This window comes from Mesorhizobium sp. NPDC059054 (genome assembly GCF_042739215.1).
Taxonomy (GTDB): domain Bacteria; phylum Pseudomonadota; class Alphaproteobacteria; order Rhizobiales; family Rhizobiaceae; genus Mesorhizobium.
In genome coordinates this window covers 277,053-298,550 of the sequence record NZ_JBHYHV010000007.1, presented here as the reverse complement: position 1 = coordinate 298,550, position 21,498 = coordinate 277,053, and the positions used below count along the sequence as shown (strand labels likewise).

18 protein-coding genes are annotated in these 21,498 nt (G+C 63.4%); 5 read left to right on the top strand and 13 right to left on the bottom strand.

Annotation, left to right across the window (positions count from 1 at the left end; translation table 11 throughout):
- Positions 1–127: 127 nt before the first annotated feature.
- Complete coding sequence (locus tag ACFWXH_RS27905) at positions 128–2,494, bottom strand: aminotransferase class III-fold pyridoxal phosphate-dependent enzyme (RefSeq protein ID WP_379124688.1); 2,367 nt, start codon at positions 2,492–2,494, stop codon at positions 128–130.
- A gap of 136 nt (positions 2,495–2,630) precedes the next feature.
- Between ACFWXH_RS27905 and ACFWXH_RS27900 the strand changes: the two genes are divergently transcribed.
- Complete coding sequence (locus tag ACFWXH_RS27900; protein ID WP_379124687.1) at positions 2,631–2,960, top strand: DUF3870 domain-containing protein; 330 nt, start codon at positions 2,631–2,633, stop codon at positions 2,958–2,960.
- Here ACFWXH_RS27900 and ACFWXH_RS27895 read toward each other — a convergent pair.
- On the bottom strand, positions 2,883–3,878 hold the full coding sequence (locus ACFWXH_RS27895) for an NAD(P)H-dependent flavin oxidoreductase (RefSeq protein WP_379124686.1): 996 nt from the start codon (positions 3,876–3,878) through the stop codon (positions 2,883–2,885). The genes ACFWXH_RS27900 and ACFWXH_RS27895 overlap by 78 nt on opposite strands.
- The gene (locus ACFWXH_RS27890) at positions 3,875–5,515 is read right to left on the bottom strand and encodes a class I adenylate-forming enzyme family protein (RefSeq protein WP_379124767.1); all 1,641 of its coding nucleotides are present in this window, start codon (positions 5,513–5,515) and stop codon (positions 3,875–3,877) included. Before ACFWXH_RS27890 ends, ACFWXH_RS27895 begins: the two co-directional genes overlap by 4 nt.
- A gap of 504 nt (positions 5,516–6,019) precedes the next feature.
- Between ACFWXH_RS27890 and ACFWXH_RS27885 the strand changes: the two genes are divergently transcribed.
- Positions 6,020–6,904, top strand: coding sequence for an alpha/beta fold hydrolase (locus ACFWXH_RS27885; protein WP_379124685.1), 885 nt, complete (start codon positions 6,020–6,022; stop codon positions 6,902–6,904).
- A 78-nt stretch (positions 6,905–6,982) separates the two neighbouring features.
- Here the strand turns inward: ACFWXH_RS27885 and ACFWXH_RS27880 are convergent, their stop codons facing one another.
- Entirely contained in the window at positions 6,983–7,744 is a 762-nt protein-coding gene (locus ACFWXH_RS27880; RefSeq protein ID WP_379124684.1) for an IclR family transcriptional regulator, read from the bottom strand.
- 119 nt (positions 7,745–7,863) lie between these two features.
- On the opposite strand from ACFWXH_RS27880, the gene ACFWXH_RS27875 reads away from it, so the two are divergent.
- The 3 genes from ACFWXH_RS27875 to pcaF are packed head-to-tail and all read left to right on the top strand — an operon-like array spanning position 7,864 to position 10,452.
- A complete protein-coding gene (locus ACFWXH_RS27875) occupies positions 7,864–8,580 on the top strand; it encodes a 3-oxoacid CoA-transferase subunit A (RefSeq protein WP_379124683.1) in 717 nt (238 codons plus the stop codon).
- Positions 8,577–9,242 (top strand): 3-oxoacid CoA-transferase subunit B, encoded by a 666-nt coding sequence (locus tag ACFWXH_RS27870; protein ID WP_379124682.1) that lies wholly within the window; start codon positions 8,577–8,579, stop codon positions 9,240–9,242. The genes ACFWXH_RS27875 and ACFWXH_RS27870 overlap by 4 nt, the downstream gene beginning before the upstream one ends.
- A gap of 1 nt (position 9,243) precedes the next feature.
- Positions 9,244–10,452, top strand: coding sequence for a 3-oxoadipyl-CoA thiolase (pcaF, locus tag ACFWXH_RS27865; RefSeq protein ID WP_379124681.1), 1,209 nt, complete (start codon positions 9,244–9,246; stop codon positions 10,450–10,452).
- 116 nt (positions 10,453–10,568) lie between these two features.
- Here the strand turns inward: pcaF and ACFWXH_RS27860 are convergent, their stop codons facing one another.
- From ACFWXH_RS27860 to ACFWXH_RS27820, 9 genes are read right to left on the bottom strand one after another with little or no spacing between them, the layout of a single operon-like run.
- Positions 10,569–11,990, bottom strand: a complete 1,422-nt coding sequence (locus ACFWXH_RS27860; RefSeq protein ID WP_379124680.1) for an FAD-binding oxidoreductase — start codon at positions 11,988–11,990, stop codon at positions 10,569–10,571.
- A gap of 18 nt (positions 11,991–12,008) precedes the next feature.
- Positions 12,009–12,821 (bottom strand): creatininase family protein, encoded by an 813-nt coding sequence (locus ACFWXH_RS27855; RefSeq protein WP_379124679.1) that lies wholly within the window; start codon positions 12,819–12,821, stop codon positions 12,009–12,011.
- A 43-nt stretch (positions 12,822–12,864) separates the two neighbouring features.
- Positions 12,865–13,995 carry a mandelate racemase/muconate lactonizing enzyme family protein gene (locus tag ACFWXH_RS27850; RefSeq protein WP_379124678.1) on the bottom strand — a complete coding sequence of 377 codons (1,131 nt, stop codon included), beginning with the start codon at positions 13,993–13,995 and terminating at the stop codon, positions 12,865–12,867.
- Positions 13,996–14,015: 20 nt separating this feature from the next.
- Entirely contained in the window at positions 14,016–14,912 is an 897-nt protein-coding gene (locus ACFWXH_RS27845; RefSeq protein WP_379124677.1) for a carbohydrate ABC transporter permease, read from the bottom strand.
- A 1-nt stretch (position 14,913) separates the two neighbouring features.
- On the bottom strand, positions 14,914–15,858 hold the full coding sequence (locus ACFWXH_RS27840) for a carbohydrate ABC transporter permease (RefSeq protein WP_379124676.1): 945 nt from the start codon (positions 15,856–15,858) through the stop codon (positions 14,914–14,916).
- Positions 15,859–17,085, bottom strand: a complete 1,227-nt coding sequence (locus ACFWXH_RS27835) for an ABC transporter substrate-binding protein (RefSeq protein WP_379124675.1) — start codon at positions 17,083–17,085, stop codon at positions 15,859–15,861. It abuts the gene before it with no gap.
- A 57-nt stretch (positions 17,086–17,142) separates the two neighbouring features.
- On the bottom strand, positions 17,143–19,092 hold the full coding sequence (locus tag ACFWXH_RS27830; protein ID WP_379124674.1) for a TIM-barrel domain-containing protein: 1,950 nt from the start codon (positions 19,090–19,092) through the stop codon (positions 17,143–17,145).
- On the bottom strand, positions 19,085–20,428 hold the full coding sequence (locus tag ACFWXH_RS27825; protein WP_379124673.1) for a hypothetical protein: 1,344 nt from the start codon (positions 20,426–20,428) through the stop codon (positions 19,085–19,087). The genes ACFWXH_RS27830 and ACFWXH_RS27825 overlap by 8 nt, the downstream gene beginning before the upstream one ends.
- Positions 20,429–21,475 (bottom strand): ROK family protein, encoded by a 1,047-nt coding sequence (locus ACFWXH_RS27820; protein ID WP_379124672.1) that lies wholly within the window; start codon positions 21,473–21,475, stop codon positions 20,429–20,431.
- Positions 21,476–21,498 lie beyond the last annotated feature (23 nt).

The following is a 21,498-nucleotide window of genomic DNA, read 5'->3' as shown; positions in this document are numbered from 1 at the left end:
GGCCCGTTCCCGGAGCATTTTGTAGCCAAGTGGGATCACTTGGCGTTACAAAAATGCGGCGAAAACAAAACGTAAAAACGGAAACGCTCTAGTCCCGGGACGAACCCGGGACTGCCCTGCGTCCGCTTCAGCCGACCTTGGCCAGCGCCTGGTCGAGCGCGTCGACAAGCAGGTCGGCATTCTCGCGTGAAAACACCATCGGCGGGCGGATCTTCAGGAGGTTCTTGCCGGCGCCGGTAAGACCGACCAGCACGCCGCGTTTGAGCAGGTCTTCGATGACGGCGCGCGCTTTCGCCGGCGCTGGTTTGTCCCTGTCGACAATTTCCACGCCGGCGAAAAGACCGGTGCCGCGCACGTCGCCGATCGCAGCATGGCGGGCCATCAGGCCGGCGAGGTTTTCGCGCAGATAGGTGCCAACGCGGAGCGCGTTCTCCTGCAGTTTTTCCTTCTCGATGACATCGAGCACGGCGAGGCCGGCGGCGGCTGCGACCTGATTGCCGCCGAAAGTGTTGAAATAGCGCTGTGTCCGCAGGAAGCCCTCGACCAGCGAGCGGCGGGCGACGACGACACCCAATGGAATGCCGTTGCCCATCGGCTTGCCCATGGTGACGATGTCTGGAACGATACCGGCGTGCTGGAAGCCCCAGAAATCGGTACCGGTGCGGCCGAGCGCGGTCTGCACCTCATCGGCGATGACGAGGCCGCCGGCGCGACGGATTTCGGCGATGGCCGGATCGAGATAGCCGGCCGGCACGGAATAGAGACCGTCGGATGCGAAGACCGGGCAGACGAAGAAGGCGGCCGGATAATGCCCGCGCTTCGCCAGACCGGTGATGGTTTCGGCATAGGTCGCGGCATAATCGCTTGAGGACAGCGCCTTGCCGTTGCCTCCGGCAGCTCCTGCGAAACGTGGCGCGGTCACGGTGCCGATCCAGGGTTCGAGCCGTTCATGCGGAAGCGTTGCCGTGTCGAGCGCGCCGATGATGGTGGAATTGCCATGGAAGGCGGCGTCGGTGACGATGGCACCCGTGCCGCCGGTGTTGGTGGTGGCGATGCGCCAGGCGAGTTCGTTGGCTTCGGTTCCCGAGCAGACGAACATCGCCGTGTCGAGATGGTCCGGCAGGGTGGTCGTCAGCCGCTCGGCATAGTCGACGATCAGCTCGCTCGGATAGCGAGTGTTGGAATTGAAGACCTGCACCTGCCTTGCCACCGCGTCGGCGACATGCGGGTGACAGTGACCGACATGCGGCACGTTGTTGTAGGCGTCGAGGTATCGCTTTCCGTGCGCATCGATTACCCAGACGCCTTCGCCTTTCACGGGCATGAAGGGCTGCTGGTAGAACTCCTTGTACATCGGCCCCATGGCCTTCCGTCGCCGTGTCATCAAGTCTTCATAGGCTTGATCAGTCGAGGTTGGACGTGGTGCGGGCGCGGTCATGGCTTTCTCCAGATGTTCTGTGGCGTGTTCGGGACGGATCGACAGGGCACGCGACAGCGCCTCCCATCCCATTTCGGAAATGTCGGCCCGGTAGGGCGATGGTCCGCCTGACGTGGCGCTGCGCCAGGCCGCGATGATTTCGCGGGACAGAAGCCGCATCTTCACGAGGTCGAAGAGAACGGCGACTTCGGCGTGTTCAAGCGGCATCGCGGTGGCATAGGCGGACAGGAATTCGGAAGCGACGCCGAGAAGATCCGGCGCACGGTAGAGCTGGTGTGCGATCGCGATCGCCGCCTCGTTGACGAGGCAGGTTTCCACCATGTCGCCGAAGTCGATGATGCCGGTGATCGCGCCCGAACCCGGGTCGCGCATGATGTTGTTCTGGTGGATGTCGTTGTGGATCACCTGCCTGCGCAGCCCGGCGAAGGCCGGGACGACACGGGCCTTGAAACTGGCCATGACGGTCTCGGCGATCGCACGACGCTTCGGATCGGCGATGTGGTGGATGCGATCTTCGAGTGCTGCGGCGTGGCGCAGGTCCCAGATCATGTCCGCAGGGCCGCCGGAATGCCGGAAGCCGGAGAGCGCGCGATCGAGCCGACCGGTGAGCCGACCCGCATCGTGCCGGAAGCCGGGTGTGGCACGAAAATCGAGCGCCGGTTCGCCCGGCAGATGCGTGACGAGCCGGGCCATGAAGACCGCGCCGTCATGGTGCACGGGCACGATCGTCGCTCCCTCCAGTGAAGTGACAATACGAGGTACCGGCAGGGACGGATCAGCCGTTGCGAAATGGTCGAGCGCGGCATTCTGGAAGGCGAGCGCCTGCGCGGGCTCGGCCGCATTGGCGATCTTCAGCACATATTGGCGCCCGTCTGCGGCCGTTACCTTCAGGTTCTGGTCGCGCTCGCCGGACAGAGGCTTGAACGTGCCGGACAACCCGTAGATGCCGAGCAGGCGCGTGAGTTCACCCGTGGCAAGCCGGGGAACACGGGCAGTCAGGATGCTGCCTGCTTCCGTGCTGCGTTCCGCGGATTGTCGTGATCTGCTTTCCAGCATGCTCAAGCTCCTGATCTGGCACGGAAGTCATTCATGTGGCCGCCGCGTCGGCGGCATGTCGCAGCGCTGGCGAATGCGTTGACATGCCGGGTGGGATTGTTTCTTTTCGCGACAAACGAACCGGGAGGGAGATGACATGAGCGAGAACCGCACGGTGCTCGTCAGCGGCTACGCCCAGGCGCCGCGCGGTACCGGCATGTCGGAAACCATGACCTGGATCGGTGTCGTGCTGGAGATCGACTTGCGGACCCACGAGATCGTCGCTGCCGACGCGACATTCGTAACGGATCTGGCGCGCGATTTCTTCCGCCGCACGGTGCTGGGCTATCGCCTGACCGACGGGCTCGAAGGGCTGGCCGCGATGATCGAAAACCGTATCCATACGCCGTCAAAGAACTCCCTGCAGACTGCGCTCCAGGCGGCTTTCCAGCGCTATGTCGAGGCCCGCCAGGCGGGCAAGGGTTGAGCGGTATTCCGCGATCAGGCGCAGCGTCAGGTCCTCCGCCCCGGGGAGGTCGTCGATCAGCCCGGCACTCTGCCCGGCCTCGATCTTGCCGTTGGCGACATCGCCGTCGAGAGCTGCGAGCTTGAGCGAGCTGGCGGCAAAGATCGCTCGGCGTGCCTCGATATCGGTTCCGGCGGCTTCGGCCTCGAGGAACCGCGCGGAGAATTCATTGCAGACCATGCGGATCGGGCTCATGCCGCTGCCGACCAGCGCCGTGTCGGCTATTCCTGCGGCGAGGACCTTCTGCTTGTAGGCCTCGTGCACGCTCGCCTCCTTGGTGGCGAGATAGCGTGTGCCGAGTTGCACCGCGTCCGCGCCGAGAGCGAGCATGGCGACGATGCCCGCACCATCGGCGACGCCGCCGCCAGCGATCAGGATCGCTTCCGGCGCTGCCTTGGCGATGGCGCGGACCAGCACCAGCGTCGAGACCTGCTCCGGTGGCGGATGACCGCCGGCTTCGCCGCCGACGGCGACGATGGCGTCGACACCCGCTTCAAGTGCCTTGAGTGCGTGAGTCTCTGAAGCGACAACGTGGATGCATTTGATGCCGGCGCCTTGGAAGCGGGCGAGGTATTTCTTCGGACCTCCCTGCGAGGCGATGAGGATAGGCGCCTCTTCCTCGATGACAATGTCGAGGATTTCGTCGGCCTGCGGCCGATAAAGCGGTACGTTGACGGCGAAGGGCTTGTCGGTTGCAGCTTTCAATGTCCGCAGCGCCTTGCGGAAGTCTTCGACGAACATCGGGCCGGCGGCAAGTACGCCGAGCCCGCCGGCATTGGAAACGGCGGCGGGCAGCACCGGGTTCGACGAAGCCCAGCTCATCCCTGCCTGGACGATCGGGTGAGCGACGCCGAACGTCCTGGTGAAGCGGGTGGTCACGAAGCCTTCTCCCTTTCGTCGAGGCCGAAATGCCGTTTGGCGTGCTCGATCAGCAGGCGCTTGGGTACCTTCGAGCTGGCGGTCAGCCCGACGATGTCGAAGCTTTCGATGACGGCGAGATATTTCGGCAGCTTGAAGCCGGCGAGCCTCGGCTTGGCCCAGGCAAGGAGCTCGTCGGCGGTGACGGTTTCACCCTCGCGCGGCACGACATAGGCGCCGGGCACTTCGATGAGCCTTGGATCGGGCAATGCGAAGACCTGTGCCTGGCGGATCTTCGGATGGCCGATCAGCACATCTTCGACATCGGCCGGCGCGACATTCTCGCCGCCGACACGGATGATCTCCTTCAGCCGGCCAACAAAGGTGACGCGGCCGTCTTCGCGCATGACGCCCATGTCGCCGGTCTTGAGAAAACCGTCCGCAGTCATGGTTTCGCGCGTTGCCTGTTCGTCGCGGTAGTAGCCTTTCATGACGCACCAGCCGCGTACGCGAATTTCGCCCTTCTGGCCTTGGGCCAGTTCGGCACCGCTTGCCGGATCGCAGATGCGGACTTCCAGTCCGGGATGGGGACGCATCCAGCCGGCGATGCGTTCCTCGACCGGATCGCCATGGTCGGAGGCCATGATATTGGGCGAAGCCTCGGAGAGGCCGTAGCCGGTGACAGTCTGGTCGGCGCCGAATTCCTCGACCGCGCGGCGCATGATCGCCGGGCTTATCGCTGCCCATCCGCCGCGGAGCGTATAGGAGCGCGGTTCGAAATCCGGGCTGCCCAGCATCATCAGATACATGGTGTCGTTACCGGAGGTGAGGGTGCAGGCCTCTTCCCGGATCAGCCGGAGCGCTTCCTCGCCGGTGAAGCGGTGCATCGTCACCAGCGTGATGGCATGCACGGCGGACAGCACGACCGCGAGCGTCGAGCCGGCAACGTGGAAGAAGGGGCGGGCCGAAAGATAACGATCGCCTTCGCGAGCGCCCATGCGCTTGCCGAGGAAATGGGCGTCGGTCACCATGTTGGCATGGGAGAGCAGCACCGCCTTCGGGAAAGACGTCGAGCCGGATGTGAACTGGATCAGCGCGACATTGTCCGGCTCGGGCAAGGGCGGGAGTTCGACGCCTTCACCCTTGGCGAGGAAGTCGGCATACAGGCTGCAAGTCCGCGGCGCCGTATCGCCGAGGACGACGATATCGGTCAGAAGCGGCAGCTCCGGCGAAGGAAGCGCCGTGTCTACCGTTGAGCAGACCTCGCGCAATACCGCGATGAAGTCGATCCTCAGCAGGCTGTCGACCGTGAGCAGCATCCGCGCATCGGCACGTTCGAGCTGCATGCGGATCTCGCCAGGCATCAACCGTGTGTTGACGGGCACGCAGACCGCGCCGACCCGCACGACGCCGTGGAACAGGATTGCCCATTCGACGCTGTTGCCTGCGCAGATCGCGACGTGGTCGCCGCTGCGAATGCCCGATGCGACAAGGCCACGGGCGACCTTGAGGCTTTCGGTTCGCAAACGCTCAAAACCAATCCGGTCACCATTGCCGACCAGGGCTTCCGTCAGTGGCCGCTTTAGTGCAGCTCGATCGAGCGCCTCGCAGATGGTGGCTGGGATATCGGGAGAGCCCGACGGTTGCCGGTTCTGCATCTGGGTCACTGACCAGTCCTCCAAAACGAAAAACCGGCGGCTGCCGTGGCAAAGCGCCATGACATCCGCCGGTTTGAAATCCTTGAAAATCGCACCGCAGCCTTTTCGAGCGCGGTGCCAGGAAGTCTCCTAGCACCTGTTTGAATGACTCTCGATGCGCTGGATGTCAAGCCGAGGATTCGGCCGGTGTCCCGGTGTGTCCGGGGCACAAGTTGTCCTCGTGCGATGAGCTGGATGCGGGGCATGGCTGAGACGGTTCGGGTCGTGGGGCACTGCCGCAGCAGTTGACATATAGTTGATAGTGTGAACGATATAGTTCACATTATCAACCAAAATATTGCGAGGAGCTGGAGCCTTCAGCAGACCGCAAGAGCGTGCTTCTGACGCGAACAGGGCCATGGAAGGTCCCGTTCGGTCGAAGGGCAGCTGTTGCCCGGCGATGACCATTCGGCAACGCCGGCACGCTGCCATGCCTTAATTTTCACCCAGACCAGGAGAAAGCAGATGAGGGGAATGTCGCGAACTGGTTTTCTTTCCATGGCCCTATCGGCCGTGTTGTTATCAGCCCTGTCGGGTATCGCCATGGCCGAGGAAAGCAAGCCGGCACAGGCCAAGACCGAAATCGTCACCACCAAGAACGTCGCCATCGAAGTGCTTGTCGAAGGCAAGGGGCCGGCTGTCGTCCTGCTGCCGTCGCAAGGCAGGGACAGTTATGGCGATTATGACCAGCTCTCGAAGACACTGGCTGCCGATGGCTTCAAGGTTCTCCGGCCCCAGCCACGCGGAATCGGCAAGTCGGTCGGCCCGATGAAGGGGGTGGATCTCTATGATTTCGCTGAGGACGTTGCCAATGTCATCGATGCTCTGGGCGATAAACGTGCCGTCGTCGCCGGTCATGCCTATGGCCATTTCGTTGCCCGCATGACCGCCACCCGCTACCCCGAAAAGGTGCGCGGTGTTGTCGTTGCCGCGGGTTCCGCCAGCGACACGGCAGAGCGCAATCCGCTTGTCTGGTGGGCCCCCGATTTCGCCGGCAACCTCAGCCTGCCGGACGAGCAACGCCTGGCTGCGCTGAAGGGCGCTTTCTTCGCGAAAGGCCACGACGCGACCGGCTGGCTGAAAGGCTGGTATCCGGAGGTCACCGCGATGCAGTCGGAAAAGCCGGTGCCGAGGAAGGTCTGGTGGGCAGCGGGCACCGCACCCATCCTGGAGATCATTCCCGAGGAAGATCCGTTCAAGCCACGCGACCGTTGGGACGAATTACGCAAGCAGTTGGGCGAGCGCGTCACCACGGTCACCGTGCCCAACGCCTCGCATGCGCTGATGCCGGAGCAGCCTGCTGCTGTTGCCGAAGCCATCTCGAAATGGGCGCACGATTTGCCGAAATAGGGCTCTTTCCCTTCCGCGGGTTCCGTCTGAGATCCGTAGAATGTCGTGGCGGGCCGCTCATGCGGACCCGCCGCGATCTCAGCGCATCAGTTTGCGCAATTCCGCCTGGACGCCGATCATGCCCGGAAGATAGAGCCGTGCCATTTCTTCGGCTTCCGTACGCGAGGCCGCCACACCGACATTCATTGCCGCTACCGTCTGGCCACGCGAGTTGTAGAGCGGAACGGCGATCGAGCGCAGACCCAGCTCGACCTCCTGATCGACGATCGCGTGTCCTTGCAGCTTGACCTGCGCGAATTCCGCGAAGAGGGCTTTTGGATCGGTTAACGTACGAGGTGTTCGCGCGAGCAGAGGCGTCTGAGAGAGGATCTCTCTCGCCATTGTTTCAGACAAGGCGGCAAGCAACACTCGGCCCATCGAGGTGCAATAGGCGGGCAGGCGAGAGCCCGGCATCAGGCCGATCGACATCACCTTTCTTTGCGCCGCGCGCGCCACATAGACGATGTCGGTCCCGTCGAGGATCGACACCGAAGAGCTCTCGCCAAGCTGTTCGGACAGGCGGTCAAGCAGCGGCTGCACCAGTTGTGGAAGCGGCATGGTGGCGAGGCAGGCCGTACCCAGGCGCAGCACCCGGGGTGTCAGGGTGAAGAACTTGCCATCATAGTCGGCATAGCCAAGGTGGGCGAGCGTCAGCAGGCAACGTCGCGCGGTCGCGCGATCAAGCCCGCAGGCCGCGGAGACTTCCGATATCGACTGCCGAGGCCGCTCGGCCGTGAAGGTCTCGATGACGGATAAACCCTTGGCCAGTCCGCCCATGATGTCGCGTTCCGCCAGAGACATTGCTTCACCCTATGCGCTTCGATTTGTGCGAATAGTCAACAAAGTAACGATATCGCACAAATTGCATTGAAGGAACCCTCCATTGTCGCATACTGCGGTCGCCCTACCGGGAGGACAGCATGGACAAGACAGTGGCCGATCTTGCCAACGCGATAGCCGTCGTCGAGGATGGCGCAACCGTAATGATCGGTGGCTTTGGCGGCGCAGGTGCGCCGATCGAGCTTATCCACGCGCTCATCGATCGTTTCCGTGCGACAGGAAGCCCGGGACGACTGACCGTGGTCAACAACAACGCCGGCAACGGCCGCATCGGTATCGCCGCCATGATCGACGAGGGCATGGTGGCGAAGATGGTGTGTTCGTTCCCACGCTCGTCCGATCCGCGCGCCTTCACCGAGAAATATCTGGCCGGCGAGATCGAGCTGGAACTGGTGCCGCAAGGAACGCTTGCCGAGCGCATACGCGCCGGGGGCGCCGGCATCCCGGCCTTCTTCACACCCACCAGCTACGGCACCGACCTTGCCGCCGGCAAGCCGGTCGCGGAATTCGAAGGACGCAGCTATGTGCAGGAGCGCTGGCTGAAGGCCGATGTGGCGTTGATCAAGGCTGAACTGGCCGACCGCCACGGCAATCTCACCTACCGCAAGGCGGCGCGAAATTTTTCGCCGTTGATGGCAATGGCCGCGCGCGCCACCGTGGTGCAGGCGCATGCCATCGTCGAGCCCGGTGCCATCGATCCCGAACAGGTGGTGACACCCGGGATATTCGTTGATCGCGTCGTCGAGGTCAGCGACGCCGCGCAGGAAGAGGCGCTGATCAGGCAGGAATACGCATGAAACTCACCAACGCCCAGATCGCCTGGCGGGCGGCGCAGGACATCGAAGACGGTGCCTATGTCAATCTCGGCATCGGCTTTCCCGAGATGGTGGCACAGTTCCAGCCCTCCGGCCGCGCGGCGATCTTCCACACCGAAAATGGCATCCTCAATTTCGGCGAAGCGCCGGTGGCGGGAGAAGAGGATTGGGATCTGATCAACGCCGGCAAGAAGGCGGTGACATTGAAGCCGGGGGCCGCGTTCTTCCATCACGCTGACAGCTTCGCCATGGTGCGGGGCGGTCATCTCGATGTGGCGATCCTCGGTGCCTATGAGGTCGCCGAGACAGGCGATCTTGCCAATTGGAGCACAGGGCCGAAAGGGGTTCCGGCGGTGGGCGGCGCCATGGATCTGGTGCATGGCGCCAAGCGTGTCGCGGTCATCACGGACCATGTCACCAAGGACGGCAAGCCCAAGCTGGTCAAGCGCTGCAGCCTGCCGCTCACCGGGGTCGGTTGCGTGACGCGTATCTACACCAGCCTTGCGGTCATCGACATCGTGAATTCCCGCTTCGTGCTGCGGGAAAAACTATCCGTTCTCAGTCTTGGCGAATTGCAGGATCTCACCGGCGCCGAATTGCTGGTCGAAGGCGAAATCGCCAATTTGAACGTTCCGGAGATCTGACATGAGCGAAGCCTATATCTGCGACTACGTTCGCACGCCGATCGGCCGGTTCGGCGGGGTGCTTGCCTCGGTGCGTGCGGACGATCTCGGCGCGGAGCCGATCAGGGCGCTGGTGGCCCGCAATGCCGGTGTCGACTGGGATGCGGTCGACGATGTCTATTATGGCTGCGCCAACCAGGCTGGGGAGGACAACCGCAACGTCGCCCGCATGGCGCTGCTTCTGGCCGGCCTGCCGGTCTCGGTGCCGGGCTCGACAGTCAACCGGCTGTGCGGTTCGGGCATGGATGCGGTGGCGATTGCCGCGCGTGCCATCAAGGCAGGCGAGGCCGAACTGATGATTGCCGGCGGCGTGGAATCGATGAGCCGCGCTCCCTTCGTCATGCCCAAGGCCGAGACCGCCTTTTCGCGCCATGCCGAAATCCACGACACCACCATCGGCTGGCGTTTCGTCAATCCGCTGATGAAGAAGCAGTACGGCATCGATTCCATGCCGGAGACGGGCGAGAACGTCGCCGAACAGTTCGCCGTCAGCCGGGCAGACCAGGACGCCTTTGCGGTGCGCAGCCAGGAGAAGGCGGTGGCGGCACAGGCCAATGGCCGGCTGGCCAAAGAGATCGTTGCCGTCACCATCCCGCAGAGGAAGGGCGATGCGATCGTGGTTTCCAAGGACGAGCACCCGCGTGCCGGCACCACGGTGGAGACGCTGGCGAAGCTCGGAACACCGTTCCGCAAGGAGGGCGGCACGGTGACGGCGGGCAATGCATCGGGCGTCAATGATGGCGCGGCCGCCCTGATCGTGGCTTCGGAAGCCGCTGTCGCCAAATATGGCCTCACCCCGATCGCGCGCGTGCTGGGCGCGGCCACGGCCGGCGTCGAGCCACGCATCATGGGCATCGGCCCGGTGCCGGCGACCAAAAAGCTCTGCGCCAGGCTCAACCTGACACCGCAGGACTTCGATGTCATCGAGCTCAACGAGGCCTTCGCCGCGCAGGGCATCGCCGTGCTGCGCGAACTTGGCCTTGCCGAGGATGCTTCCCACATCAACCCGAACGGCGGCGCCATCGCGCTCGGTCATCCGCTCGGCATGTCAGGTGCCCGCATCACCGGCACGGCGGCGCTGGAACTGAAGGAACGCAACGCCCGCCTCGCACTCGCCACCATGTGCATCGGCGTCGGCCAAGGCATCGCCATCGCACTCGAAAGGGTGTGAGGAAAGGCGCGATCCTTCAAGGTTCATTCGCTCGCAAAGCACCGCGTTTGCTTCTGGCTGAGAAGGGCTTCGCGCCGAGGTGCAGATGCGGCCGGTCTCGGGTGGCGAGACCTATCTCAAGATGCCTTCCGTGCCAGTTCGTGGCTCGACAAATGTTCGATCTCGTCGACCGGGAGATGCTTCACCTTATCCCAGAGCCGTGATTTCGCCGAGTTCAGTAGCCCCTGAGGGTCGAGCCGCTTCTTCCAGGCGAGGTGGCGAAAATCCGGTTTCATGGACCCGCCTTCAACATAGGGAACGTGCGGGTTGGAGGTCGGGCAGCCGTGGTCGTCGTAGATCTTTGCAAGCTCGAACAGGCGCTCGTCGGTCGTGTAGCGCACCACCGGTAGATCGAAGGCCACGAGCTGGTCGTTGAGCAGGGCGAACTCGTGATGCATGAGCACCTCGTCACCCAGTATAGGCTGCAACTCGTCGATCTTGGCGCCGTCGAGCGGAGGCCGGAAGGTCACCTGCAGATTGGTAACGCTGCGATCCTGCTTCAGCACCTGCAGAGTCGTATGGTTGTAGGAGAATTCAGAAAGCGCCGGCAGATCCGAAGCTTTCAACGCCGCATTGTCGAGTTCGATCTCCTTGATACCGCCATGCTGCGATATCAGGCGCAACGCCTCGCCGGCATGCGCCTCGGCCACCATGACGAGCAGCAGGTCGCGTCGGCGTGTCGCGATATCGCCGAGTTTCGTGATCGATGCGGCGATCCGCCTGTCGATCGTGGTCAGCAGCTTCAGGTCGATCTGCCGCGCCGAACCCAATGCGATCCCGGCCTCGAAGGCGTGCCTGTAAGTGTCGAATGAGGCGATGATGTTGATCCACCGTGCGGAAGGCACCGTGCCCAGAACGAGGTCGGTGATGACGCCGTTCAGGCCCCAAGCATGGTGGATCGCCGAGATGTCCTTGCCGGTGAATTCGTGACGCTTTGGCTCTCGCTCGACGGAGAGAGCCGCGATGCGCTCGATGTTCTTGCCGTCGCGCAGCATGCCGTGACGGATCGAGCCGATCCCGCCCGAGCCGCCGGCTATGAAGCCGCCGATCGTCGCGATCGCTTCGGTCGAAGGGAATAGCGGCAGCTCCTGGCTTTTCTCGGCCAGTGCCTCGTTGATGGCGCCGATCCTGGCACCGGCTTCCACGTGAACTGTGTCGCTTCCGATTTCGAAGATGCGGTTCAGGCTGGTCATGTCAATGATGAGCCCGCCTTGCATCGGGACGGCCTGGCCATAGTTGCCGGTGCCGCCGCCTCTCAGCACGATCGGTACGTTCCAGTCGAAGGCGGTGGCGAGGCATTTCGACAGCTCTTCCATCGATTTGGGCACCGCCACCAGATCGCCGAAGCACGACGACAGCTCGCGGCTGAGGATCGGGCTGTACCAGAAGAAGTCGCGCGAGCGCTTCTTCACCACCGACGGCGTGTCGATGGTTTCGACATCGCCCAGCGCCTTGGCAAAGGCTTTCCAGTCGATGTCGTTCTTTCCCGAGATGGACATGTTTCTTCCCGCTGCTTTTCAGTGCGCGCGGTCCCGTTGATCTTGCTGGTCGCAGAAGCGCTCGAATTCACCGAGGAAACGCGCGAAGTTGCGGGCCGCCGTTTCCAGGAGTTGCTGTCCGATCTCCGGCGTCGCCGCGGCGGCGTTGCCGCACGCGCCGGAAGCGCTGAGATCGTCGATCGTCCAGGCAGGCCGGGCGCGGCCCGGCGAAAAGCCGATATGCGTAAAGTCCTGCTGCCAGGTCTCCGCCTGGTTGGCGAAGTCGTCCGCCTGATCCATTGCGACGAGCGCCGGTTTCAGTGCCAGCATGGCACTTGTCTCGATGAGGCCGGCATGGATACCGAAGGCGTTTTCGCGCGCATCGCCGTGCCGTTCGGCCTCGTTGAAATTGTACCAGTGGCAGGTGGCGATCCTGAGCCCATGGACGATCTTGAGGTCGCGCGCAGCAATTTCGAGTACCGGCGTGTTGCCGCCATGAGCGTTGAGCAGGACAAGCCTGCGGAACCCCGTTTTCGCCAGACTGTGGGCGAGATCGCCCAATATCGCGAGCAAGGTTGCGGCCGACAGCGAAAGCGTTCCGGCAATCGTGCCATGCTCATTGCTCTTGCCGTAGGCAAAACCGGGCAGGGTCAGGATCGAGGGGCCGTCATCCATCCGGGCAAGGGTCCGTTCCAGCACCGCCTCGGCGAGATCGCGGTCGACCGAAACCGGCAGATGAGGACCGTGCTGTTCGATGGCGCCGATAGGCAGGACACAGATCGTGCGTGCGCGGTCCAAGGCTGCAAAATCCGGGCGTGAAAGGTCGGCCCAGCGCGAGGCGCGGCGTGTCATGCGGATGCTCCGGCTTGGAAGTTCAGAGCCATCATCTGCCTCCCTATTGATAGGACGCGCCGGGGATGAACGGATATTTCCCGATCAGGCTCTCGTCGATCTCGACGCCGAGTCCTGGGCCTTCCGGTGCGCTGATCATGCCATCGATGACTTCAATCGGGCTGCCGAGCTCATCCCTGAACGCGTTGATTGCCGAGACGTCGGCTTCGTAGATGAAAGCGTTGGGGGCAACGGACAGGACATGGGTCGACGCTGCGGTGCTCAGCACCGAGGCGCTGGTATGCGGCGCGAACTGCAGGTGCCAGGCGCCGGCGAGCGCGGCGATCTTGAGGATTTCGGTGATGCCGCCGGTCTTGCAGCAATCCGCCTGCACGAACTGTATCAGCTGCTCGCTGATCAGCGCCCGCAACTCGTGCCGGGTGAAATGGTTTTCGCCGGCAGCGAGTGGCGTCGAGGTGACGTCGCGCAGGCGGCGGTAGCCGGGCAAGTTGTCGGGCGTGAAGGGCTCCTCCAGCCATGCCAGCCTGCCGACTTCGCAGATCTCGGCGATGCGGTGGACATCCGCTGTGCGGTAGCGGGTGCCGGCATCGGCTGCCAGCACGATCTTGTCTCCGAATACCGCGCGCACGCTGGCGACACGCTCCAGATCCTTTTCCAGCGTGTCGCCGACACGCAGCTTCATGAAGTTGTAGCCCTGGGCGATGTAACGCTCGATTTCCGCTGTAAGCTCCTCGACCGGCTGGAAGCCGAGGCTGATCCCGCCGGCATAGGCCGGGATCGGTCGCCGCGTGCCGCCAAGCAGCCTGTAGACCGGCTGGCCGAGATCCTTGCCCTTGATGTCCCACAGCGCGAGGTCGATGCCCGAGAGACCGATCACGGCGGCGGCACCGGGGCCATGCGTGGCGATGAAGCGGCGATAGCTCCTGTCCCAGATCGCCTCGGTCTCGTGGGCGTCCAGGCCGACGATGGAGGGGCCGAGCGCATCGTTGATGAAGGCCGCGATCGTGCTGGGCGTCTGGGCGTGATGCGCCTCACCGTAACCGACAATGCCGTCCCGAGTCTCGATGCGCACCAGCACCATGTCGCGTTTGGCCGAACGGCCGACGGCGAAGGTCGCTCCGCCCGGTGTCGGGCAGGACAGCGCAAAAGCCTGCACGCTTTTGATCGTGATCATCGGTCGGTGCCTTTCCGGGATCAGCCCTTCACCGCACCGCCGCCGACGCCGGCGACGAGGTGCTTTTGAAGGAAAAAGAAAATCAGCAGGATGGGTGCCGCCGTCACCACGCCGCCGGCCATCAGCATGCCCCAGTCGGTCGTGTACTGGCCGATCAGCCCCGAGAGACCCAGCGGTAGCGTGCGGTTCTTTTCCGAAAGGATGAAGGTGGAGGCGTAGAGGAACTCATTCCAGGTGTGGATCATCACCCAGGTGGCAACAGCGACGATGCCCGGCCGTGCCATCGGCAGGATGACGCGCCAGAACGCCTGCCAGCGCGTGCAGCCATCCAGCCGCGCGGCATCTTCCAGCGAATGCGGCACCTGGGCGAAGAACCCGCGCATGAGCCAGACGCACAGCGGCAACATGTAGCTCAGATAGACCGGGATCAGGCCGTAGAGGCTATCCAGCCAGCCCAGGAATTTGAGCTGGATGTAGAACGGGATCAGCAACAGCACCGGCGGGAACATCTGGCCGTAGAGCATGAACAGCGGCAGCATCACCGAGCCTTTGAAGCGGTGGCGCGCCATGGCGTAGCCGGCGGTGACCGACAGCAGCACGCTGATGACGGTGACGCTGAGCGTCAGGAACAGGCTGTTCAGCGCAAAGCGCCAGAACTGCGCGCCAACAAGCAGGTCGACATAGTTCTGCAGGGTGATGGCGTGCGGCACGATCGACGGTGGCCGCGCGAAGATCTCGTCTTTTGCGCGCAACGATGTCGCGATCATCCAGTAGAAGGGGAACACGCACCAGATGAAGGCGGCCCAAAGGCCGGCATAGAGCAGTGCCATGCGCAAGGGTTTGGGCGTGCGCCTGCGCCGGAGCGGTGCAGTGGAACGCTCGCGTATCGTTTCGCGTGTTGGGGAGGATGTCGACATCTCAGTCGGCTTCCTTGGCCTGGATGAGTTTCAGGTAGATCGTGGTGGCGATCACCAGCCCGACGAACAGCATCGTCGCGACGGCTGACGCCCTGCCGAGGTCGAAACGCTGGAAGCCGTATTTGTAGGCCAGCGTGAACAGGATCTCGGATGAATTGAGCGGCCCGCCTTCGGTCATCAGCCAGATCGCGTTGAAGTTGTTCACCGTGAGGATGAAGGTCAGCACCGCGGCGATGGCGAAGGAGACGCGGATCTGCGGCAGGATGACATGCCACAGCATCCGCCAGCCGGAAGCGCCGTCCATCGATGCCGCTTCCAGGATGGATTTGGGCACGAGTTGCAAGGCTGCCAGCAGGAGCAGCATCACGAACGGCGTGCCTTTCCAGATGCTCTCCACTGTCACTGCGTAAAGCGCTGTGGCCGTGTCGCCCAGCCAGGGGTGGTAGTCATTGATCACGCCAAGCCGTACCAGCATCTCGTTCACGATGCCGACGCTCGGATCGTACATCCAGCGCCATGTGAGAACTGCGACGACGCTTGGCACCACCCATGGCACCAGTATGCCCGAGCGGAAGAAGCCGATGCCCGGCACGATGCGGTGCAGCAGCAGGGCCAGCGCGAGGCCGAGGCCGAGCTGCGCCACGACATTGAGCACCACCCAGATCATGGTGTTGAGCGAAGCGCGCATGAAATTCGGATCGGCGAAGACCCGTTCGAAGTTGCGCATCCCGACGAAAGGCATGTCGCCGCTGTTCAGGGTGCGCAGGGTCACGTCATAGAAGGCCGAGCTGATGCCGGACACCACCGGATACACCACCACGCCGATCGCGATCAGGATGGCGGGCATGACCAGAAGATAGGGGTAGAGACGCGCACCCGTGCCGTTCTCGAAGATCGAGGACCAGTGCGGTTTCAGTCTCGTCGTTTCTCGGATGCGCGTCGTCATTTATTTGGCCAGCAGGTTCTCGACTTCGGCATTGGCCTCCGCCAGGGCTTCTGCCGCCGGCTTTCCGCGGATGACGGCATCCCACATATTGCCGAACACGCCGTGCATCTCGCTCCAGGACGCCACGACGGGACGGGGATGGCCCGCACCGGCCTGTGCCATGAAGGGTTGCATCTCCTTGGGCAGCTTGGCGATGGCTTCGGGTGTCGTTGCCGCCGCGGTTGCCGACAGGCGCTCATACTTGCCCATCAGTTCGATGCTGCGTTCCCCGGTGAGCCATTCGACCAGTTGAAACGCTGCCTTGGGCGAGGCGGTACCCTGGCGGATGGCGAGATTGTAGCCGCCGATGACGGTGGCCGCTTGCTTGCCCTTGGGCAGGGGATGGATCGAGAAGGTTAGGTTCGGCGCGTTCTTCCTGATGGCGGAGATCGCCCAGTCGCCACTGATCACCATGCCAGCACGCTCCTGAATGAAGGGGGCATGAACCTCATCCCAGTTGCCGGCTGTCAGCACAGACTCAGGCATCGCCTTGTCCTGGGTGTAGAGCTTGGCAAGGAAGTCGACCGCCGCGATCGCTTCCGGATCGGTGACATGCGATTTGCCTTTGTCGTCGATGATCTCGCCACCGGCCTGCCAGATGAATGGATAGAGCTGGAAGGCCCCCATGCGATTCGAGCCGAAGCTGATGCCGTAGGTGCCTTTTTCAGCGTTGGTCATCGCCACGGCTGCCGCGTGCAACTCTTCCCAGGTGGCCGGAGCCTTGTCGATACCGGCCTGAGCCAGCATCTTGTCATTGACGATCAGGGCTGTGTTGTTGGTGTAGAGCGGCAGGGCATACTGCTTGCCCTGGTAGCGACCACCGGCCAAAGGACCGGGCTGGTACTGCGCAGCGAGCGGCGCGGACTGCTCGGTGATGTCCATCAGCAGTCCCGCGTCGGCAAGGCCGGCCACCCAGGCGATGTCCAGGGCCATGACGTCGGGCCCGGCGCCGCCGGACATGGCAACGAACAGGTTACGCTCCATTTCCATATGCGGAACAGCCTGCACTTCGACCTTGTTGCCGGTTTCCGCTTCGAACTTCTTGAGTTCGGCATAGAGCGGTGCATCCGGACCGGACGCCAGCGGAGCGTTCACCCAGAGCACCAGATTGTCAGCCCAGCCGGGTGCCGTTCCCGTCCCGGCCATGATCGCGGCGGCCATGGCGCTGCTCTTCAGCAAATTCCTCATGTTTTCTCCTCCACTTGTCCGCCCGCGAACCTTCTCCCAAGGCTTCACGGTGCCGGATTAAGTCATGACGCTCTTCCATTCGATTTCCGCGCCGAACCACTTCGAGAATGCGGCCAGTTCGGATGCCGATGCCGCACCCTTGTCGGCACCTTTCACGATGCCGACCGCCTGAACGGACCAGCCATCCTGGCCCCGTGGCGCGTTCGATGCGTCTGCGGCGAACACGATTTCGACCGCATGCCGCGCCTGGGTGTCGAGCGCCAGCAAAAGGCGGGCACCCTTGCGTATGAAGATCGGCATCCTGTCGAGAGGGACGTCGTGGATACGCCAGGTCGCTCCGTCGACATAGGTGCCGGAAAGCACGTCGAACCATTCCCCTTCGGGCAGGTAGACCGCCCGCGTATTGCCGTAGAAGGCGACCGGCGCCACCAGGATGTCGTCGCCCAGCATGTATTGCTGATCCCAGTCGTTGATCGCCGACCAGTCCACCTCCGGGAAGGCCAGCGGCATCATGCGCAGCAGCGGCAGGCCACCGCTCGCAGCCGTGTGCCCATCACGTTGGAACACCGGCAACAATGCCAGGTGCAGGCGGGCATAGTCATCGTAGACCATGACAGATGCGGCATCCATGTCCCAAGGCTCACGGCAGCCCAGTCCATGCAGCATCATCAACGGCGTGAAACAGGAAAACTGCGCCCACCGCGCGAAGACCTGTGCGGTCGGCGTGCCGAAATAGCCGCCGAGATCGCTGCCGACAAACGACCAGCCCGCGAAGGCGGCGCTTTGCGCGGCGCGGACTGCCGAGGGCAGGCCGGTCTTGCTGCAGAAGTCGGAGGTCTGGTCGCCGCTCCAGATCGGTGCGCGAATGCGCGGAGAGCCCGAGCGGCTGATGATCGCCGGGGTTGCGCCGTCGAAGGCCGCGATGGTCGCCTCGAGGTAATAGCGGACAAAGGCGTTGTGGGCCTGCCCGCCCGTTTCCCCGGAATGCAGCAGCGCGTGTTCGGGAAGCTGCTCGCCGAAATCTGCCTTGAAACCCTTGATGCCGCGCTTGAGCAGCTTCCGCAAATTCTCCGACCACCAGTCGCTGGCTTCCGGATTGGAGAAGTCGATCAAGGCGGCGACGATGTTGGGATTGGCGCCGGGCCTTCGGGTAATGGCCGTGCCTTCCGCGTCCCTGATCGTGTAGCCTTTCGCGCTCGCATAGGTGAAGGACTTCGTGCCGACGACCACCCACGGGCAAAGCCACAGATAGATATCCGTGCCCTCGGCGCCCATGCGGGCGACCATGTCCCAGGCATCGGGATACTTCGCGGTGTCGAATTCGAAGGAATGGACTTCACTCGCCCAGTAGGCATCGATTAGCTTGATGGCCATCGGCAGTGAGAGGTTCCGGTAGCCTGCAATGTCGGCTGCAACCGTCTTGGCGTTTTCGATGCGCCAGTCGCCTGCCTTCCATAGGCCGAAGAAGGAGTCTTCCGGCATCGTCGGCGGGCCGATCCGTTCGATCAGCGCCAGATAGAGCTGGTCCAGGGTTCCGAGATCGATCTCGAGCTCGAGCCGGCTGGCCTCGACCTGGATGCGCAGTACGTTCGGGTCGAAAGGTGCCGCGACATGGAACACCGCGGCCGCTTCGCCGGGCAGATAAACCGCATAACCGAGCGAGGTGGCGATCCAGGGCGACGGCAGGTAGGTGCCGTTGCCGAGGCCGAAATTCTCGAGATAGTACCGCACCGACTGACCGCGCAGGTTCAACGTCTCGAAGCGTTCGCCACCGCCGAAAGCCTGGAATGTCTTCGGCAGCGCGAAGACGATCTCCATCGCCTCGGCCTGCGGATGCGTTGCAACGATGTGCCAGCTGTCGCCACGGCGCGTCGTCGAGACGGAGAGTTCGTCGCTCTGTTCGAAAGCGGCATTCGTCCATGACCCACCGGCGGCGCGCCAGCCGAGGCCGATGGGCCGGTATGCCGCATCGGCCGGAAAGGTTGCCCTGTCCATCGGCTCAGACATGGTCGACCTGTACGCCAAGCTGGCGGCCTAGATGCAGCACCGCGTCGGCCCAGCGTCCATAAACGGCGGTGACGTGATGTTCGTAGCCTTCGTCGATGAAGTGGCGGACCAGGGTCTCGGAATCGGCGGCGTCCGGCCTGAAGAAGCCTGCCGCGCGATTGGCTTGCGTTTGCTGGGCCAGCATCTCACCCTCGCTGACGAAGATGCGCAGCTGCCCGTCGGCACGCAGCGACAGGCGTATCAAGGTCAGCGGCCCAGCCTTCAGCGGGAAGCTCTCCTGCTTGAGCACAGGGTCGAGTGAGCGCGGCCCGTCGGCAAGGCGCGGACTCACGCCATAGTGCCACAGCACCAGCCGGTCGTTGTGGCGGTCGATGCCGGAAATGTCCGTCAGGAAGGGCAAGGAGGTTTCGTCGAAAGCGCGCGCGACCAGAGCGGTCACCGCGCCCATCACGTCGCCTTCTGGTGCAAGCGGTACAGAGCGATCGGAAAGCTCGCCTAGCGCTCCCCATGTTCCCTTGAAATTCTCGGCATAGAGGATCTCGGGCCAGTCGCGGATCGCGATGGCATCGGCCTTGACCTTGTCCAGTCCTGCCGCGAGCCGCGCATAGGTGCGGCCGAGGATCGTGCGGCTTGTCTCGTCGTCACCGCCGTCGAAGCTTGCTTGTGCCCAGCGCTTGCCGGCAGCTGCTTCTGCGTCAGGCTCAGCCTTGCAGCCGTCGAGGAATTTGACGAGCGTCATCTGCTCGATCGTCACGTCCAGATGCTGGCGGATCGTCCAGGGATCGACCGCCAGATTGGTGAACCAGTCGGCATGCGCGCCGATCAGGGCGATGCGGGCGCCGCGAATGCGTCTGTGGGCGCGGGACGCTGCCGAAAAAGCGGCGAGATCCCTGGTCAGTTCGGCGTCGCCGGGATTGCCGAGCAGAAGCGTGAAGTCGCGCCCGAACCGGCTCAGGGTCGAAGCCCAGAGCTGCGCGCCGCACAGCGAGTTGGTGATGATCTGATCCGTTTCTTCCAGCGCCCACAAGGCGATCGGCAGACGACGCTCGCCCAGATGCGAAAGCACTTCATGCAACAGCTCTGCCGTCGCGAAGGTGGAGAGCTGGATGACGAGGGCGTCGAGTTCACCAAGGTCGAGGTCGGCAAAGGCTTCGGCGCAGCTTGCGCGATCGCGCGCCAGTTTCGATGCGACGACAAATCGACCGGCCAACTCCTGCGTGCCGAGAAGTGCTGAGGTGCGCTCTATCAGCTCAGTCGCGGCTGCTTCCGGAAAAAGTGGCGAAGCCACGAAGACAACACCGACACGACCAGCGGCCGGTGATTTCTGGGTCTGCATTCAGGCGATCTCCTCCAGCGCGGCGCGTTGGCCGGACTTCTCGTCCAGGGCACCGTCACGTACGAAACAGTAGGCCGCATAGTGCAGGGCGGCCTTCGGATCGTTTCCGATCAAGGGTTCGATGAACGACAATTCCAGACGCTCCGGCGAATAGCCGCCGAGCAGGCTCTGGTTCAGCCCGTCGGCGATCGCCGCGCGATCGGCTTCTGGCATCAACGAGGGCCAGCCGCTGATGACGACCTTGGGCACGGAATGCAGGTTGAGCGCGTTGCCGAGCGCCAGCCCAAGCAGGAACTGGCGCTCACGGAGCACTTCACGAGCGGCCGGATCGACACTCAGCGCCTCCATGAAATGATCGCCCCTCGTCAGGATGTCCGCGTCGCTCAAACCGATGATCGGCGAAATGGCACGCAGCGACGTATAGGCTTCCAGGCAGCCCTTGTGGCCACAGCGGCAGGGCAACCCGTCGCGCTCGATCACCATGTGGCCGATCTCGAAGGCCGAGAATGCATCGACGGGTGCTGCATCGTTGACGATGACCCCGGCTACGCCGTGTCCTGCGAAGAGAAAAAGGTGGTCGCCCGAAATGTCATAGCCGGCCGGATGCGAGTAGCGATGGAAGGCGGCCTGGGCGATCACCGAATTGGTGAATGTAAGTGGTACTCCCGGCAGGGCCTCGCCCAACGACAGCGCGAGGCGGCGCATGTCCCAGGGATAGATCGGATTGCCGCCTTCGCGCCCGAAGCCCGGAACGGACATTGCCGCTTGGCGCAGCGTGATGCCGCGCGCGCCGACCCATTCGCGGACATTTGCGGCACTCTCGGCAAAGAGACGCTCGAAGTCCTGCTGGGAAAGCTGCGGCGACGCCGGCACGCGTTCGACGTAATCCAGCGTTCCCTTCAGGTCGCCGACGCCGAATGAAAGCCGGCTGTTGGACAATTCGATGCCAAGGACGGTTATATCTTTGCTTAGTGTAACAAAAGCGGTTGGCGCGCCTGCATTGCTGGTCTGCTGGCGTTTTTCCTCGACGAGGTTTTCTCTGCGCAACTCGTTGAGGATTCTCGAGACGC

Bases quoted from the DNA above. Each gene is read 5' to 3' on its own strand.
- ACFWXH_RS27905 (WP_379124688.1), bottom strand. From the start codon at position 2,494: ATGCTGGAAAGCAGATCACGACAATCCGCGGAACGCAGCACGGAAGCA.
- ACFWXH_RS27900 (WP_379124687.1), top strand. From the start codon at position 2,631: ATGAGCGAGAACCGCACGGTGCTCGTCAGCGGCTACGCCCAGGCGCCG.
- ACFWXH_RS27890 (WP_379124767.1), bottom strand. From the start codon at position 5,515: ATGCAGAACCGGCAACCGTCGGGCTCTCCCGATATCCCAGCCACCATC.
- ACFWXH_RS27885 (WP_379124685.1), top strand. From the start codon at position 6,020: ATGAGGGGAATGTCGCGAACTGGTTTTCTTTCCATGGCCCTATCGGCC.
- ACFWXH_RS27880 (WP_379124684.1), bottom strand. From the start codon at position 7,744: ATGTCTCTGGCGGAACGCGACATCATGGGCGGACTGGCCAAGGGTTTA.
- ACFWXH_RS27875 (WP_379124683.1), top strand. From the start codon at position 7,864: ATGGACAAGACAGTGGCCGATCTTGCCAACGCGATAGCCGTCGTCGAG.
- ACFWXH_RS27870 (WP_379124682.1), top strand. From the start codon at position 8,577: ATGAAACTCACCAACGCCCAGATCGCCTGGCGGGCGGCGCAGGACATC.
- pcaF (WP_379124681.1), top strand. From the start codon at position 9,244: ATGAGCGAAGCCTATATCTGCGACTACGTTCGCACGCCGATCGGCCGG.
- ACFWXH_RS27860 (WP_379124680.1), bottom strand. From the start codon at position 11,990: ATGTCCATCTCGGGAAAGAACGACATCGACTGGAAAGCCTTTGCCAAG.
- ACFWXH_RS27855 (WP_379124679.1), bottom strand. From the start codon at position 12,821: ATGACACGCCGCGCCTCGCGCTGGGCCGACCTTTCACGCCCGGATTTT.
- ACFWXH_RS27850 (WP_379124678.1), bottom strand. From the start codon at position 13,995: ATGATCACGATCAAAAGCGTGCAGGCTTTTGCGCTGTCCTGCCCGACA.
- ACFWXH_RS27845 (WP_379124677.1), bottom strand. From the start codon at position 14,912: ATGTCGACATCCTCCCCAACACGCGAAACGATACGCGAGCGTTCCACT.
- ACFWXH_RS27840 (WP_379124676.1), bottom strand. From the start codon at position 15,858: ATGACGACGCGCATCCGAGAAACGACGAGACTGAAACCGCACTGGTCC.
- ACFWXH_RS27835 (WP_379124675.1), bottom strand. From the start codon at position 17,085: ATGAGGAATTTGCTGAAGAGCAGCGCCATGGCCGCCGCGATCATGGCC.
- ACFWXH_RS27830 (WP_379124674.1), bottom strand. From the start codon at position 19,092: ATGTCTGAGCCGATGGACAGGGCAACCTTTCCGGCCGATGCGGCATAC.
- ACFWXH_RS27825 (WP_379124673.1), bottom strand. From the start codon at position 20,428: ATGCAGACCCAGAAATCACCGGCCGCTGGTCGTGTCGGTGTTGTCTTC.